7 protein-coding genes are annotated in these 16,314 nt (G+C 58.0%); all 7 read right to left on the bottom strand.

Annotated features, from left to right (window positions below; all coding sequences use genetic code 11):
- The coding region (locus tag MM194_RS18330) for a retention module-containing protein (RefSeq protein ID WP_241344345.1) at positions 1-6,637 on the bottom strand (6,637 nt) is incomplete at its 3' end.
- A gap of 269 nt (positions 6,638-6,906) precedes the next feature.
- Positions 6,907-8,832, bottom strand: coding sequence for an EAL domain-containing protein (locus MM194_RS18335; protein ID WP_241344346.1), 1,926 nt, complete (start codon positions 8,830-8,832; stop codon positions 6,907-6,909).
- A gap of 3 nt (positions 8,833-8,835) precedes the next feature.
- Positions 8,836-9,555 carry a transglutaminase-like cysteine peptidase gene (locus MM194_RS18340; protein WP_052101197.1) on the bottom strand — a complete coding sequence of 240 codons (720 nt, stop codon included), beginning with the start codon at positions 9,553-9,555 and terminating at the stop codon, positions 8,836-8,838.
- A gap of 148 nt (positions 9,556-9,703) precedes the next feature.
- A complete protein-coding gene (locus MM194_RS18345; protein WP_241344347.1) occupies positions 9,704-11,035 on the bottom strand; it encodes a TolC family outer membrane protein in 1,332 nt (443 codons plus the stop codon).
- A gap of 36 nt (positions 11,036-11,071) precedes the next feature.
- Positions 11,072-12,487, bottom strand: a complete 1,416-nt coding sequence (locus tag MM194_RS18350) for an HlyD family type I secretion periplasmic adaptor subunit (protein WP_033132192.1) — start codon at positions 12,485-12,487, stop codon at positions 11,072-11,074.
- On the bottom strand, positions 12,480-14,624 hold the full coding sequence (locus MM194_RS18355) for a type I secretion system permease/ATPase (RefSeq protein WP_241344348.1): 2,145 nt from the start codon (positions 14,622-14,624) through the stop codon (positions 12,480-12,482). The genes MM194_RS18350 and MM194_RS18355 overlap by 8 nt, the downstream gene beginning before the upstream one ends.
- Before the next feature lie 379 nt (positions 14,625-15,003).
- The gene (locus MM194_RS18360; RefSeq protein ID WP_241344349.1) at positions 15,004-15,948 is read right to left on the bottom strand and encodes a TIGR01212 family radical SAM protein; all 945 of its coding nucleotides are present in this window, start codon (positions 15,946-15,948) and stop codon (positions 15,004-15,006) included.
- Positions 15,949-16,314 lie beyond the last annotated feature (366 nt).

Consider the following 16,314-nt stretch of genomic DNA (forward strand, 5'->3'; position numbering starts at 1 on the left):
TTGCCGGGCGGCTGTTGTCCAGCGCATAGGTCCAGCTCCCGTCGCCATTTTGTACGAAGGTACCGTAGGTACTCAGCGCCGTGACCGAGGGACTGTTGTTGTGCCCGGTCGCAGCCCAGCCCACGAATGCCGCCGGGGTATCAGCACCGGACACATCGTTGCTCAGCACGTTGCCGTTCAGGCTGCCCGCCACGTCTTCGGTGACGGTACCGCCATTTTCATTGTTTGCCTTGGGCACATCGTCTTCGACGTGGATCAGGAAGCTACCGGCCAAGGTGCCAGTGCCACCAGTGGCCTTCAGGATGCTGGTGAAGTCCAGGGTCAGCAGTTCGCTGTCATCGCCGTTGCCCAGCGGATGATCCAGCGATTTGACCAGGTTGAACTGATAGCTGCCATTTGCACCGACCTGGAGTGCGAACACCGTCGATCCATTGGCCGTGGCAGTCAGGGTATCGCCCACCACCGTATAGACCAATGCGACACCGCCGGAGCTGGCCGCTGTCACACCACTGGTGTTGGTATTGAGACTGATGGTCGCGGAGTTATCCGGACCGACGATCAGCGGCGCAACGCTGCCACTGACGCTGCTGGTGACGCTGTCATTGTCTGTGATGCCACTGGGCAGCTCATCCTCATCCACATAGCCTTCCACCGACCCCACGTCTTCGACATAGAGGTGCAGGGTCGCCGTAGCCGGATCACCGTCCTTGTCGATGATGGTGTATTGGAAGTCCTCCGTGAGATCGCCATTCACATTGGCCGGGGCCTGATAGCTCCACGCCCCGGTGGAGAAGTTGAAGCTCAGTTTGCCACCCGCAGGAGTGGTAACGGCTGTCAGCTGCTGATCACCATCGAGCACACCATCCCAGCTGTAGGTATTCGCACCAATCTTGATGGACTGGATATAGCCCGGGCCATCCGCGCCATAGGCATCATCATCCCCACCGCCCACGACGTTGTTGGAGCCGTTGAGTACGTTGCCTTGCACCAGACCGCCAATGACCTGATTGAGCAGGGTGTCGACCAGATCGCCGAAGTTGTTCACTCGCAGCGGGGTATTGTTCGGACCCGCATCCACGTCGATATCTTGCAGACGGGCATCGATGATGCCATTACCGATACCTATGGTGGTGACAGTGATACCGTTGTTATCGACGAAATTATTCCAACTGGTTGCCACAGGACTGGTGAGCGAAGTGCCGCCAGGACCTGTTTGTTCGTTGGGATTGCCATCGCTGATGAAGACCACCTGATTGTTCCACCCCGAGATCGGGGTATAGGAAGCAATGGTCTCCTGGATGGCATCGGTAAAGTCGGTGTCACCGTTGAATGGACGAGCACCGCCAGGCTCTTGCGGGTTCAGAGAGTTCACCAGATTCGTGAACGCGGTGATGTTGTCGGTTGGCAGATAAGCAATGGAATCGCCGGAAAACGCCACTATCTGGATCTTGACCTGACCGCCGGAAGTATTGAACAGCGCCTGCCCTGCGGTACGCACTGCATCGAGCATGGCGTTCAGCTCGTTATTATCGATACTGCCGCTGAAATCGAGCACAAACACCATATTGATGTTCTGGGACTGACCGGCAAGCACGGTCGCATAGTCATCTTGGGCCACCGGAATATCGTCCTGTACATCGACAACGAACGAACCTTTCGTGAAACCTGTGACCTTGTCACCATCACCGTCGGTAGCAACCAGGACGCCCGAGAAGTCGATAGGCACCGGCAGCAACTCATTATCGCCATTCGGTAGCCCTTCCTTGACGGGATGATCCAGCGGCCCCTTCAGGGTAAAGGTGTAATCGCCATCGGCAGCCACCGTCAGGGTGAAGATAACGGTGCTACCTGCGGTAGCGGTCAGCACATTGCCCACCACGTTGTAACTCAGCGCCACGCCCCCACTGCTCAGCCCCTGTGATACCAGCGAACTGACGTTATTGGACAGGCTGAATGCACCGGGGCCATCGGCGCCAAAATTCACCAGGGTATTCAGGGTACCCGAGGTGTCACTGGCGATGGTGGTCTGGCCTGGACCTTCGTGGTTGCCTTCGTGGGGGGCGCCACCGGCCAGGGTCAAGGCATCTTCTTGTACCTGGGCTCTGATGCCGCCGCCATGCAGATCCTGCAGTTGCGGACCATCATCTTCGAAGCGGAACACGCCACTGGTCCCCAGATCGAAGCTGGCCTTGGCACTGTCACCATCGGCATCGGTGACGGTCTGCACCAGGGTCAGCACATCGCTGTTCAGGGTCAGACTGACACTGTCATCCGGATTGCTGGTATTGCCGTGCCAGACATTGTCCAACAACGCCAGGGTCACCGAGCCCGTTGCGGGATCGATGGTCAGGGTGAAGTAGTTCACCCCGTTGGCACTGCCGGTGATGACATTGCCCACCTGGTTGAGCAGGATCTGGGCACCCTGGCCATTGACCGCCAACGGATTGACCGCATAGAGGCCACTGGCCACATTGCCGCCACTGAGCGCCAAGTTGTAACCAACACTGCCCGCCCCATCTGCACCAAATACCGGGTTAAACTGAGCCTGCACAGAGGCCCCCGTCAGGGTTGCACTGGCGATACCATCACTGTATGCCCCGCCCAAGGCTGGCAGACTCTCGTCCACAACGGCCATCAGGCGCGGTGCCTCGCCCGCCAGACCAGTCTTCGGACCGTCATCTTCGAAGCGGAACACGCCACCGGCGCCCAGATCGACGCTGGCCTTGGCACTGTCGCCATCGGCATCGGTAACGGTCTGCACCAGGGTCAGCACACCGTTGTTCAACGTCAAGCTGACGCTGTCATCCGGGTTACTGGTATTGCCGTGCCAGACATTGTCCAACAGTGCCAGGGTCACCGAGCCCGTTGCGGGATCGATGGTCAGGGTGAAATAACTCACCCCATTGGCGCTGCCGGTGATGACATTGCCCACCTGATTGAGCAGGATCTGGGTACCCTGACCATTGGCCACCAGCGGATCCACTGCATAGAGGCCGCTCGCCACATTGCTGCCACTGAGCGCAAGGCTGTAGCCAACGCTGCCTGCACCATCCGCACCGAAGGCATGGCTGAACTGGGCTTGCACCGTGGCGGCTGCCAGGGTCGCACTGGCGATGCCATCGTTATATGCACCGCCCAGCGCCGGCAGGCTCTCATCCACCTTCACAGATCCCAGGCTTGGGGCCTGGGCCGCCAGCCCTGCCGTCGGGCCATCATCTTCGAAGCGGAATGTCCCATTGACGCCCAGATCCAGACTGGCCTTGGCGCTGTCGCCATCGGCATCGGTGACGGTCTGTACCAGAGTCAGCACGCCGCTGTTCAGGGTCAGGCTGACACTGTCATCCGGGTTGCTGGTATTGCCGTGCCAGACATTGTCCAGCAGCGCCAGGGTCACTGCACCCGTCGCGGGATCTATGGTCAGGGTGAAGTAACTCACCCCGTTGGCACTGCCGGTGATGACGTTGCCGACCTGACTGAGCAGGATCTGGGCACCCTGACCATTGGCTGCCAGCGGATCCACCGCATAGAGGCCACTCGCCACGTTGCTGCCAGTGAGCGCCAGGCTGTAACCAATGCTGCCAGCCCCATCCGCACCGAAGGCATGGCTGAACTGCGCTTGCACCGTGGCGGCTACCAGGGTCGCGTTGGCGATGCCATCGTTGTATGCGCCACCCAGCGCCGGCAGGCTCTCGTCCACCTTCACCGAGCCCAGATTAGGGGCCTCGGCTGCCAAGCTTGCCGTCGGGCCATCATCCTCGAAGCGGAAGGTCCCGTTGGCCCCCAGATCCAGGTTGGCCTTGGCGCTGTCGCCATCGGCGTCAGTCACTGTCTGCACCAGGGTCAGCACGCCGCTCTCCAAACTCAGGCTGACACTGTCATCCGGATTGCTGGTATTGCCGTGCCAGACATTGTCCAGCAGCGCCAGGGTCACCGAACCCGTAGCGGGATCGATGGTCAGGGTGAAGTAGCTCACCCCGTTGGCACTGCCGGTGATGACGTTACCCACCTGATTGAGCAGGATCTGTGCACCCTGGCCATTGACCGCCAGCGGATCGACCGCATAGAGTCCGCTCGCCACGTTGCTGCCAGTGAGCGCCAGGCTGTAACCAACGCTGCCCACCCCATCCGCACCATAGGCCGGGTTGAACTGAGACTGCACGGCCGCCCCTGTCAGGGTCGCACTGGCGATACCATCGTTGTATGCACCGCCCAAGGCCGGCAGGCTTTCATCCACGACCGCGATCAGACGCGGTGCCTCACCCGCCAGACCCGTGGTCGGGCCGTCATCTTCGAAGCGGAAGGTTCCATCAGCCGCCAGATCCAAGCTGGCTTTGGCACTGTCACCATCCGCATCGGTGACGGTCTGCACCAGAGTCAGCACTCCACTCTCCAGCGTCAGGCTGACGCTGTCATCATGGTTGCTGGTATCCCCATGCCAGAGGTTATCCAGCAGGGCAAGGGTCACGGCACCAGTGGCGGGATCTATGGTCAGGGTGAAATAGTCCACTCCGTTGGCGCTGCCGGTGATGACATTGCCCACCTGGTTGAGCAGGATCTGGGTACCCTGCCCATTGTCTGCCAGCGGATCGACCGCATAGAGACCGCTCGCCACGTTGCTGCCATTGAGCAGCAGGCTGTAACCGATGCTGCCCGCCCCATCCGCGCCGTAGGCATGGCTGAACTGGGCTTGCACCGTGGCTGCCGCCAGAATCGCACTCGCAATACCATCGCCGCCCACCCCACCCAAGGCTGGCAGACTCTCATCGACCGTCACAAAACCGGGGCGCAGGGAATCAGCCGCCAGCTCAGAGGTCGGGCCGTCGTCTTCGAAACGGAATACGCCGCTGGCCCCCAGATCCAGGCTGGCCTTGGCGCTGTCACCATCGGAGTCGGTCACGGTCTGCACCAGAGTCAAGATGCCACTACCCAGCGTCAGGCTGACGCTGTCATCGTGACTGCTGGTATCCCCTTGCCAGAGGTTGTCCAGCAGGGCCAGAGTGACGGCACCACTGGTGGGATCTATGGTCAGGGTGAAGTAATCCGCCCCGTTGGCACTGCCGGTAATGACATTGCCGACCTGGTTGAGCACGATTTGGGCACCCTGACCATTGGCCGCTTGCGGATCGACCGCATAGAGACCGCTCGCCACATCGTTGCCATTGAGCACCAGGCTGTAACCAATGCTGCCCGCCCCATCTGCCCCGAAGGCATGGCTGAATTGAGCCTGCACCACGGAGGCAGCCAGCGTCACACTCGCAATGCCGTCGCTGTCTGCACCGCCCAGCTGCGGCAGACTCTCATCCACACTAAGCACACCCAGTTCACCGGCGCCAGAGATGAGCGCCACGCTCGGTACATCATCGATTATCACCACATCCAGGCTGGCACTGGTGCTGTCGCCATCGCTGTCCGTCAACACGACACTGAAACTTTCGGTCAGTGTGATGTCATTGGCGGGCTGGGTGTGAGCCTCGTTATCGCTCAGGGTGTAGCTGTAGGTGACGCTGCCAGCCCCGGTCACGGGGTTGTAGCTGATACCGGTCACCAGCAGTTGATTGCCCAGAGGACTGGGGATCGATTGCGGGAAGCTGGTGATGACCTGACCGTTGTTGATGAGCGTCACGCCACCCAGCGTCAGGCTCTGAACCCCGTCCGCTGCATTGAAGGTAAAGGTGCCGCCCTTGGTGAGCGCTGCGGCATCCGGGGCGCTGCCATCGGCCAAGGCGGCTTCATTCAGAACGACTTCACCCCCCTCCACTTGCAACCCTCCGAGGGAAACCGTCTCATCCACCGGGGTAATGGTAATGATCAGGGTTGAGAGGTTGGTATCTGCGCCATCCGTGACGATGTAATTGGCGGGAGGAACGGGGCCCGTGTAGTTGAGAGCCGGGGTGAAGGTGTAGGAGCCGTCAGCATTGATGATGAGCGTGCCGATCCCGTTCAGGGTAGTCGCAGTGCCCGCTGGAATGCCGATGTTATTGCCCCAGCTATAAGAAACAATCGACACATCGAAAGGGCCATCCGGGTTATCACTGTTGGCCAGCAGATCACCACTGATGGATTGATCCTCCTGAGTGACGGCAAATTCATCCTGATCGTCGAGCTGATTGTCGGGCAGGAGCTCATCCGCTTGTACGATATTCTGCGCCGCCAGCGCATCGTGGTTGGTATCAAACCCGGCGGTGGCGATGGTTGCATCACCGATACGGTCGATAACGACAAAGCCACCATTACCACTGGCACCCGCGACCCCACCTATACCACCACCGCCACCGCCACCCGCGGCGGGGGCACCACCGGCTGCCGAGGCTTCAAAGTTCTTGGTCGGGTCAACCCCTTCCAGAATGGACTTTTGCAAGGCCGCGATTTCCGGAGGGAGGTTGCTGTTCTCGGCCGATGATGAGGGAGCTCCTTGAGCGGGCGCGTCTGTCGGCGCAGGTGCATCTGACACGGTATCGGGTTTGTCATCGTAGGGGGCCAGCACCAACTTGGCATCGTCGGCGATGTCGAGCTTGGCGCCTGGTTGCAATATCTCTCCCGGCTGGAGAGGACGACTGCTGCCATCGGCGAGCTGGATTTTGACATTACCTTCCACGGAAGAGACGACGACGGCTTTATCGATAATTTGGGTGCGCATATCCATTGCTCCAGAGTGACAGATCTTGATGGCTACACCTTAGATAGGGCGCCGTCATGCTTCCGTTGCAAAAATGTACCGCGTTGAATCTGTGCAGCTCCATCCGATGCAGCAAATCGAATAGTGATTTTTTACACATTAAAATCAATAAATTAACAAGGGCTCTTGTGGAGCCATTACATGCTCGCTACAGAAAAGCCTCCCGACTTATTCTAAATGGATATAAAAAAGGGCCCACATTGGGGCCCATTTTTGAATGATGGCATTTATCACGGTAACGGGAATGCCGGATGGACGAAGCCTTGGTAGCCATCGATGTGCAGACTGGACAGTACTTCGACCTGTTGTTGATCTTCCACACGAGTGGCGATCGTCGTGACGCCCGCGTTGTGCGCCGCACGGCAGACCGCAGCCAGGAAGGAAGTGTCCGCCCCCAGCTCCATGACCTGGCTGGTGTAACCGTGATCCACCTTGACGTAGGCTGGCGCCAGCTCCTCCAGATAGCCGAGGGACTGGAAGTGGCGACCGTAGTGATCGACACCCCACTGGAAACCATGTGCTTGTAGCACAATGACCAGGGTAGTGACCTGTTCTCTATGTTTCATGATGGCCGCTTCGGGGATCTCGAACAGCAGCCTCTCTTTGAGCTCGCCATTCAAGGTCAGATAGCCTTTCAGCCAAGTCAGAAACTCATCGGAACAGAGCGAACCCGCCGTGATGTTGACGGCCAGCACCAGCTCGGGTTGTTGTTTGAGCAGAGGAACACAGGCCTCCAGCACCGCCTTGTCGAACTCGGATCCCATCTTGAATTGCTCGATGGCAGGCAAGAACTGACCAGCAAAGTAGTCGGTACCATCTCGCGAGATGGAGGCGAACAGCTCGGCATGCAGGCGCATCCCATTATCGAAACGACAGGCAGGTTGTGCCTTGAAACGCCACAGGTTTCTGACGATCGCGTCCTGCACCAGATCGCGCCAGGCCAGACGTCCCATCAACCCCTGATCCGCGCCACCTTCCATGACGACGGCACCGCGCCGCTCGTTGCGCGCCTTGCCAAGGGCATTGTCGGCCTTGGTCAGCAGGCTGGAGAGATCATCATTACCATCCCGACCGGCGATACCTATCACGGAGAGCGCCCCCACCTCACCCATGGGATTAACCACCAGATCGGCGATGCGACTGTTGATCACTTCCGCCAGCTCCTTGAGCTGTGACAGATCATCGGTAGGACAGAGCAACGCATATTCGGTGGCCGAGATCCGGGCCAGCGCAGCCCCATCCCAGCCACCGAGCAGTTCTTTGAGCACCTGGGCGATGGATTTGACCATGTTGTCTCGCGCGGCAAACCCTTCTTCCCGGTAAAGATCGTCCAGCATGTCGACGGCCACCAGCATGACGCCACCCTGCCCCGCCTCCGCGATCCAGGCGTTGACTTGTCCGACGAAATAAGAGCGGTTGCCAAGCCCGGAGACGGCGTCCACATAGACTCGAGCCCGTAGATTTTCGGCCTCGTCAGCCTGCTCCTTGAACTGCACGGCCAGCTTGCTGGAAAGAATATTGATGGCTTGCACCACCTGCTTGAGCTCGCGAGTCTTCGGCTCGGGGATGGCATGACCGAAATGATGCAGCTCTATCTCGACAGCCTGCTCGCAGATGAGTTTGAGTGGTTTGAGCAGATAGTTCAGGGCCCGCATCAGCAGTATGGTGGTGAGCAGAAAGCCTATCAGGAACCAGGTCGCCAGCTTGCTCATCCCCTCCCAGAGCTCGTAGTAGGCCTGGCCGGAGTGGCCCACCACCTTCAACTTGCCCAGTTGCAGCCAGCCCGACGTCAAAATGGATTCATTGGATACCTCTGGAAACAGACCCAGACCGATGAACCACTGCGGCACACCCTGAATGCTGTTGCTATTCTCTAGCTCGATCACATCCTTGGAGGCCAGCAGATCCAACCGAACCAACTTATAGTAACCACCGTCAAACACTGCCTTGATGACGGATTCGGCACTCACCTTGTCGCCATTCTCCAGATAAGGCGTCAACGCCAGCCCCAACGAGGTGACTGTGTTGATCACTGTGGTTTCCTGCTGCTGTGCCAGATAGTTACGGGTCGAATTGAACTGCACCCAATAGGTTGCGGCAAACAACAATCCGAACAATAACAACATGGTTGCCAATAATTGTCTGTAGAGCGTCATAGGTTAATCATCCAAATTCACCACAGGCCGAGCCAATCGCCCTGAAGTCATGCGATTGCGTAAGTCATTCCATAATCCCAAGCGGGATGATTGCCCGGCCAGTTCCCCTTGACCACGCTCTTTCATCAACCACAGGTGACTACCGTTAAAGCTATAAATTGGTTTCAGATCCGCTCGCTGGCTGGCCGGGCGAATGGTGCCGATAAGATTGTCCAGGATCAGCGGAACAGACGCAGGCGTCTCATAGTAGGCAACGACCATATGGAACTGGTTATAATCCAATGCCTTGACATATACCATCCGCATTTTTTCATCCGGAATACCAAGTTCGAGCAGCGTAAAATACTTGGAAATGCTGAAGTCTTCACAATCTCCACCAGCGGCTCCCAAAAACTCCAGCGGAGTCGCCCAATAATCTTTCTTGCGCCACAGCTTGATGTCATCGATGAAGCGCATCTGATTGAAAAACTGGTTCACCTTCTCCAGCTTCTGGCGCTCGCTCAGCCCTGCAGCACGATTCTGCATGGCCAGGGTGCGCCAGCTGGTGACCCGCTTGCCCGCCCGCACCCCATAGGTGTCCTCCGCTCTCTTGGCCAGTTGAAGATCCTCGGAGGAGAGCGGCTGGCTGGCATTGAGCAACAGGGGAAGTAACAGCAGGCACCACCACCACAAGGGGCGTGCCCAGCGCAGGGACAGGCACTGGTGCCATACCTGCCAGGACATACTCATACCCCTTGCCTTGTACCACGATGTCACATTTTTCCCCTGTGGCAGGTCATAAAATCTTCATTTGCAAACTCAAAACATAAAAGAATGACTGCAGCAAGCTGCAGCCATTTCTTTGCCTGATATCACATCAGCGCGATTGCCATCAGTTGTTGTTGGCCTGCCAATCAGCCGGCTGCTGCACATTCATGGCATTGAGCAAACCACCCGTGGCATTGAGGATCCGGTAATCCGCCAGCAGGGAGTCATACTCAGCCGTGATGTAGCTGCGGCGCGCCTCGAACAATTCGTTCTCCGTGTTCAACACGTCCAGCAAGGTCCGTTGGCCCAGACCGAACTGCTTCTTGTACGCCTGTACCGTGTCATAGCTGGCGTCCACGTGCTCTTTCAGGAAAACTTTCTGCTTGGTCAGCGACTCTTTGGCGTTCCAGGCAAGACGGGTACCCTCTTCCACCTGACGGAAAGCGTTTAGGTGAATGTCTTTTGCCTGGGAATAGAGCGCCGAGGTGGCTTTGCTTTCGGCCAGATCCGAACCGCCACGGAACAGGTTGTAACGCATCCGGACCATGGCGGTCAGATCGTCGTTACGGCCCTTGACCGCGTCGATATCCTCGTTCCAGTTTTGATCCACCTCGAAGGCCACGTTCGGGTAGAAGCCGGACTTGGAACCTTCATGCTGGTACTTGGCCTCCTCGATATCCTGCAGAGATGACAGCAGGGTCGGGTGCACCTCGGTGGCCGTCTTCAGTGCATCCTCCAGGGTCGCGGGGATCAGCTGGCTGTTCGGGACTGGCTGCACCAGCTCCTTGGGGACTTCATTGACGACACGGATGAACTCACTCTCGGCATCCCGATAGTTGTTATCCGCCGCGGCCTGGTTGGAATAGGCTCGCGCCACCCGACCGTCGATCTGGGTCTGGTCCGCGGTAGAACCCAGACCGGAATCGGTCCGCTTCTGGATGTCGCTGCGGATCTGCTCGTGAGTCTCCAGATTCTGCTTGGACAGCTCCAGGATCTCCTGCTGACGCAGCATGTTGAGGTACACCTCCGCCACACGCAGCGCCGTGTTCTCCGCTTCGGAAATCATGGCCAGCCGCTGGGCATTGGCGGCGGCATCAGTCCGGGCCACGTTGCTGCTGACGTCAAAGCCGTCAAACAACATCTGGCGCAGGCTGATCCCGGCCTCTTTACGGGTCATGGAATCATCGATCGTCTGCGAGTTGGCTCCTGCCGCGCGGGTTGAGGGGCTGTCAGTCTTTTCATAACCGACGCCTCCACGCAGATCGATGGTGGGATAGTAGCCACCTTTGGCTCCATCATGCTGGTACAGCCGTGCCTGATAGAGGTCAAAAGCTTCCTTGATTTTCGGATGGGTAGCCAGTGACTGTGCCACTGACTGTTCCAGCGTTTGAGCCTGGCCAAGGCCAGGGAACAGCACTGCGCCACTGACCAGCATGGCAACAATCGTCTTCTTCATGGTATCTCCAGTCATGTTGTTATTAGATTGTTGGCTTTATCGTTCTCTCAGTGCCGACTGCTTAGCCCGCAAGATCGGCTTAAGCAAGTAGTCTAGGACACTTTTTTTACCAGTAATGATATCTGCACTGGCTAACATACCGGGGATGATGGGAAGTGCGTTAAGCTCATCGCCCAAGTAACTCTTCTCGGTGCGCACCCGAACCAGATAGAAAGTGTTGCCCTTCTCATCCTGGATCGAGTCCGCACTTATCTGTTCAACCTTGCCATGTAAACCTCCGTAGATAGTGAAGTCATACGCCGTTATCTTGACCACCGCCTCCAGCCCGGGTCGCAGGAAGGCGATATCCTTGGGCGACACCTTGGCTTCCACCAGCAGGGTATCCTCCAGAGGCACAATTTCCATCAGATCCATGCCCGGCTGCACGACACCACCGAGGGTGTTGATCTTGAGCTTCTTGATGGTGCCCTTAAGCGGAGCCAGCACGCTGGTCCTGTCGACCCGGTCACGCAGGCCCACCTGCCCCTCGGACAGCTGGCTCAGCTTGCCTTGTCGCTCGTTGAGCTCGGTCTGGGAGTCAGCTCTGAACTTCAAGGCGATATCATTACGCTTGGAGATGGTCTCCCGCAGCACCGAGTTGAGTTTGGGAATGAGCAGCCGGTTGGCTTCCAGCTCCCCTTGCATCTCGTTGACCTGCCGCTCCAGCTTAATAAGCTCCACCTGAGGCACTATACCCTCTTTCGCGAGGGGACGGCTGATATTCAACTCCTGGCGAGCCAGATCGACGCTGCGGCCTACCGTCCTGATCTTGGCATTGAGCTCTATGGTCTCCTGCTCTTTTTGCTCGATCTGCTGGCCGAGGATGTAGAGCTGGTTGGTCAAGTTGTTGAGCCGTTCATCTTGCACCGACTTCTCACGGGCGACATATTCGGCGAAGACACTTTCGAAGCCATCAGGGAAAACGATAGGTTGCTTCTCGATAACCACCTGTTCACGCCAGCCAAGGTTGGATTCGTTTTTGACCACTACGCTCTTGATCTCGGCACGCAAACGGGCAATGTCCCCCTTGAGGATCACCATTTCCTGCTCACGTTCACGAAAATCCGACTTGAAGCGGGTATCATCGATGCGCAGCAAGGGCTGTCCCTTCTCGACGATGTCACCCTCTTTAACGAAGATCTCCTTGACGATTCCTCCCTCCAGATTCTGGATCACCTGCAGTTGGCGCGACGGGATCACCGTGCCCTGGCCGACGGTGACCTCATCCAGCTCCGCCCAGGCGGCCCAGACGATGGCGCTGATGAAGAACAGGAAGCAAGCCCATAACAGAACCCGGGCACGAGTAGGTGTTGTCAGCAATACGGCGGCGGCACCATCATCGACATACTCAAGATGCTCAGGGGATGGCAGAACTGTGTCTGGTGACCTTTTTTTGAACCAGTTGTTAGCCATTGGACACCTCCTGCAGCCGAACCTTGCCTTCCTTCAATTGCTGCAACACCACCTCTTTGGGTCCATCGGCCACTATCTGGCCCTGCTCCACGACGATGACCCGGGAGGCCACGTCCAGCATGGAGGTCTTGTGAGTGATCAGGATCAGGGTGGTCTCCGGCCCCAGCCGTGCCAACTCCTGCTTCACATGCATCTCCGACTGGTTATCCATGTTGGAGGTCGGCTCGTCCATCACCAAAATGGGTGGATCATTGAGCAGGGCCCTAGCCAGCAGGATCGCCTGACGCTGGCCCCCGGAGAGCTGACGCCCCCCCTCGCCGATCTGCCGATCCAGCCCATTGGGATCCCGGTTGGTAAAGTTGGTCACCCCGGCACGCTTGGCCGCCCGCAAGACGCGCGCATCATCCACCAGCGGGTTGCCCAGCATGATATTGTCGCGCACCGAGCCAAAGAACAGAGTCACGTCCTGCGGTACGCAGCCTATGTTGCGGCGAATGGCGGCCGGCGCCAGTTGATCCAGCTCGAAGCCATCGAGTCGCACAGAGCCGTCAGTGGGCCGATAGAGTCCCATCAGCAGCTTCTCCAGGGTGGTCTTGCCCGCCCCGATCCGGCCTATGATGGCCACCTTTTCACCCGGCTCGATGCGCAGCGAGATGTTGTGCAGGGTGCTGGTTTCCATGCCCGGGTATTTGAAGGAGACGTTCTCGAATTCGATGCGACCCGCGATGATGGGGTGATGAATATACTGTTTCCCCTCCTCCTGCTCACCCGGCGTCGTCATGATCTTCTCCAGGATCTCGAGCGCAGACTTGGCTTGGTTGTAACGGGTGGAGAGTACGGACAACTGCACCATGGGCGCGATGGCCCGGCTCGATAGCATGACAGCGGCGATCATACCGCCCATGGTCACCAGCCCTTCCGAAATCTGGTAAACCCCGACGATGACCAGCCCCACTGTCACCACCTGCTGGATGTAGCTTGCCAGAGACGACATGGAGTTGGTGATGCGACGGGTTTGCACGCCCCAGGTGGAAATGTGGGACACCGCCTGCTCCCAGCGATGCTGGAACATGCTCTCGGCACCGAAGATCTTGACGGTTTCAAGGCCGGAGATGCTCTCGATCAGGTTGGCGTTCTTCTGGGAGGCAAGACGGGAACCCTCCTCGATCGACTGCTTGAGCGGCTCCTGGATATAGAAGCTGTATGCCACCAGGATCAGGATGGCGACGATGGGCACCACCACCATGACGCCGGCGAAGATCCAGATGATCAGCAGGAAGAAGATGGCGAAGGGCAGGTCGATGAGCGTGGACACAGTGGCCGAGGTGAAGAACTCCCGGACTGACTCAAACTCCTGCAGGTGTTTGGCGAAGGCCCCCGTAGAGGCGGGACGGGACTCCATCTTCATCCCCATCACCTTGGCGAAAATCTTGGCCGACAGCAGAACGTCCGACTTCTTGCCCGCGATATCGATGAAGTAGCTGCGCAGTTGGCGCATCACGAAATCAAAGGTGAACACCACCATGGCCCCTGCCGCTAACACCCAGAGGGAATCGAACGCCAGGTTGGGCACTATCTTGTCGTAAACGTTCATGGTGAACAGCGGACTGGCCACCGCGAACAAGTTGATGAGGATGGAGGCGATCAGTACATCCCGGTAGATCCCCCTGGATTCAAACAAGGTGCTCCAGAACCAGTGTCCATCACGGGTCTCCAGCACCTTGGGGGAACGCTCATCGAACTTGAACTGTTTCTTGACGAAAAACAGCCGGCCATTGTACTCGTCACCCAATTGGGCGGTGCTGACCCACTGCGCCGCATCCCCGGCCTGGGGGAAGATCACCCTGCCCTGAGTCCTGTCCTCATTCCATTCCAGCAGGATGCAGGCGCCACCATTCCGGGTCTGCAATACACAAGGCAGCAGCAGAGAGGAGACTTCCGCGAGGGGTTGAAGCACTTCGCGGGCGGACAGGCCGCCACGCTCGGCGGCGCGGGGAAAGAGTACCGTGCTCAGACGACCGGACACCAACGGCAAGCCGGTAGTCAAGGCATCCTGGCTGTTGGGCACGCCATAAAAGCGGGTCAAGAAGACCAGGCATTCCAATAGCTCATCAATACGGCTAGTTTCTGCTTGCATAGCATCCTGTCAAAACATGATTTAGACGGTTGTCGCGGGGAAATATTACCGTCCTCATTGTGACGGCGGTCTTTTGAATAACGAAGCCTGACGTCCGTCACCGAAAGCCGACAACCAAATTAGCGCACAGGGCAATGACCTTTTGATGCCATCACCAGACCCAAACATCGTCAAGCCGGGAAGATTGTCATTATGTTCTGGACTCGGTGGCGATGAGAGTGCGACATCGAGTGCAAGATATCCTGCCCGGTTCGGAAATTATAGAAGCTTATTGATAACAATATCTTTTTCAAGCCGACCATCTTATCAAGGCGACTTGAATGAAACTATACTGCAAAGACTGAATTTCATCTAATAAGCCTCTGTTTTTTTAATGAAATTAGAGTGACAACTCATTAAAACCGTCGAGGGAGAAGGGTCGACCCAGGCTATGTCCCTGGGACCCGGAGCGAGCCAGCTCGGTGGCGATAACGGCCATGGCGGTCCAGCGATTCTCGCACCAAGCCGGGGCCAGCAGGGCCGGACGGCGTGCCGACGCCGAGATGCGGTGATAGACCACCTCGGGGGGCGTGTGCTGGATCATGGCCACCGCCGCCTCCACATATTGTTCCAGCGTCAGCACCTCCAGCCTCCCCGCCCGCCAGGCCTTGCCGAGGGTACTGCCCTCCACCACGTGCAGCGGGTGCAGCTTGATCCCCTCCACGCCGGTCTCCACGATGCGATGCAGGGTATCGAGGCTGTCCATCGGCACTTCGCCCGGCAGGCCAACGATCAGGTGAGCGCAGACCTTGATGCCCCTTTGATGGGCACGGCGCACCGCATCTTCATAGGCGCCATAGCCGTGACCCCGGTTGATGCGCTGCAACGTCTTGTCACTGGCGCTCTGCAAGCCCAGCTCCAGCCACACCTCATAGCCTCGGGCCTGGTAGCCGGACAGCAGATCCAGCACCGCATCCGGCACGCAGTCGGGGCGGGTGCCGACGCAGATCCCCACCATGTCGCTGACCGACAACGCCTCCTCATACATGCGCTGCAGGTATTCCACCTCGGCATAGGTGCTGGTGTAGGCCTGGAAATAGGCGAGGTAGCGTTTCGCCCGGGTGACCTCGTCCCGGCGGGCCAGCAGTTGCTGCACCACTGAGAGCTGCTGGGCCGACTCGTCGGCGAAGGAGGAGACGTTACAGAAGGTGCAGCCACCGCGCCCCAGGGTGCCGTCTCTATTCGGGCAGGTGAAGGCGCCGTGAATGGAGAGTTTGTGGATCTTCTGGCCGTGCCGCTGCTTGAGATCCTGGCCGAATGTATTGACGAGTTCGTGTAACTGCATGACACCTCCGCTAAAGGGGCGCCATTGTACGGGCGGGAGCCAGTCGGGAGGCTGAGCTGGATCAAGCGAAGCCGGGAACCAAAAACATATAAATATTCATCATATACCGAATAAGTATCCGCCAACTGGGGGCTCAGGGTACTTTTGGAAACCATTACGTCGACATGCAAGGTGAGAGAAGAGCCGAAATGGATCTCATAACTCTATGTAAGACATTGAAATTTCTTCAATAGCCCGCATGGGGATAAATGCAAGATGCAGAATGCCGAAATGTGATCCCTGCCAGACCCCATGACCCAGGGTTGGTAAGATTACTACAGTTCACCGGCACGATGCAGTCGACCACTAAAGCCAAAGTTATCAGCA

Source organism: Aeromonas sp. MR16, from assembly GCF_022549315.1.
GTDB classification, from domain to species: domain Bacteria; phylum Pseudomonadota; class Gammaproteobacteria; order Enterobacterales; family Aeromonadaceae; genus Aeromonas; species Aeromonas aquatica.